Source organism: Ferroplasma sp. Type II (genome assembly GCF_000496155.1).
On record NZ_KI542831.1, the window covers coordinates 1 to 2,000 of the forward strand.

1 protein-coding gene is annotated in these 2,000 nt (G+C 40.0%); it reads right to left on the bottom strand.

Annotation, left to right across the window (positions count from 1 at the left end):
• Positions 1-2,000, bottom strand: a 2,000-nt coding sequence (carB, locus tag AMDU4_RS13320) for a carbamoyl-phosphate synthase large subunit (RefSeq protein ID WP_290705512.1), incomplete at both ends; no start/stop codon positions are given.

Consider the following 2,000-nt stretch of genomic DNA (forward strand, 5'->3'; position numbering starts at 1 on the left):
ATTCTGAGGGCGTGTTTATTATCATTGATATATCCTCATTTCTTATTATTTCACTGATTCCCGGTGACCTGAGATCCTTTACCCTGTAAACGACAGTGGCGCCAATCCCGGCTCCCTTGAGGGCACTGTATGTTCCCGGGGTTGCGTATATTTTCACACCCTTTTTATCCAGTTTGCGACCTATTTTTATGGCTTCATCCTTATCCATATCATTTACGGTAATTATGACGGATTTTAATTTAAAATCCCTTTTCATTATGCGTATTACCTTGGACATTGATTCCTGGAACGTTTCGCCGCAGCACATGGCCTCCCCTGTGGACTTCATTTCTGGACCAAGAATAACATCCATATCCCTGAATCTCTTGAATGGAAATACAGGAACTTTGATGAAGAATGATTTCGGTTCTGAATACTCTATATCTGGAGCAATGCCGAGCATGGCCTTTATTCCATAATCCACCCAGTTAATCCCCGTAGCCTTTGCAACAAATGGAATAGACCTGGAAGACCGTGCATTCAGTTCAATTACATATATTTCGTTGTCCTTTATGGCTATCTGGAGGTTAGAAAGGCCTGAAAGGTTGAAATTTACCCTCATTTTCTCAACTATGTCCTGGATCCTGTTCAGTGTTTTCTTATCAATCCTGTCTGGCCCAAGAACCATAGTAGCATCACCTGAATGGGTTCCAGCCTCTTCTATGTGTACCGAAATTCCTGCTATTACTGATTTTTTACCGGAAGATATGAAATCCACATCAATTTCTGTTGCATTTTTCAGGTACCTGCTTACCAGCACTGGAGATCCCGGGCGATCTATGAACAATTCTTTTACACGTTCAATTAAAATATCATAACTGTAAATTATATCCATTGCCCTTCCGCCTATAATGAAACTGGAACGGATTATTACCGGAAGGCTTATTCCTCTTATTTTTTCCTCCAGTTCGTTTATATTAGAGACTTCAATATAATCAGGCTGTTTTATGCCCAGGCTTTTCAGTGTTTTCGAGAATATTGTACGCTCCTCAATCCTGTAAATATCCTCCGGTTTCGTTCCCATAACGATATTCTGGAATATTTTTGAGAGCCCTGAGGCCATATTCTGACCTGTTTGCCCAGAAAATTGGATTATAATTCCCTCTGGCTTTTCTGCACTGACAATGTTAGACACATGTTCAAGTGTAACCGGTTCAAAGTAAAGTTTGTCCGATATGTCAAAGTCAGTGGAAACAGTTTCTGGATTGCTGTTAACCATTATGGCCTCATAGCCCAGTGCCTTCAAGGACAATATGGATTTTACCGCACCGTAGTCAAATTCCACGCCCTGAGATATCCTGTTGGGTCCTGAACCTATGACTATAACCTTCTTCTTATTGCTAATTCTGTTGTCATTGAAAATATCATAGGATGAATAAAGGTACGCAGTGTCAGAACTGAATTCAGCTGAACATGTATCTATATTCTTGTAAACCGGAAGGATTTTATTTTCTATCCTGTGCCTTATTATTTCCGGCTCTGGTATTCCAGAATAGTAAGAAATAGTTTGATCAGAAACCCCAATCATCTTCAGGTATCCCATATTTTCTGGAATAGTATTTGGCCTGATTGTGGAAATGGCATTTGCAATGTTCTTCATTTTTTCTATGAAGAATTTATCATAGCCGGAAAGTTCTGAGATTTTGACAGTATCCATGCCCTGAAATAATCCCTCGAATATGGCGAACAGCCTCTGGTCATTTGGTATCTTCATAAGTTCCATGGTTTTTTCAGGTGAGGTGAAGAGTCTCATCTTTACTGCCTGCTTAATATCCAGAGATGATACTGCCTTCATGAGGGCTTCTTCGAATATCCTGCCTATTCCCATGGCCTCTCCTATGGATTTCATTTCTATGCCTATTTCTCTTTTTACCGAGAACTTGTCAAAGGGCCATCTTGGAATTTTCACAGTAATATAATCCATTGAGGGTTCAAATGCCGCATATGTGTTTTTTGTCACC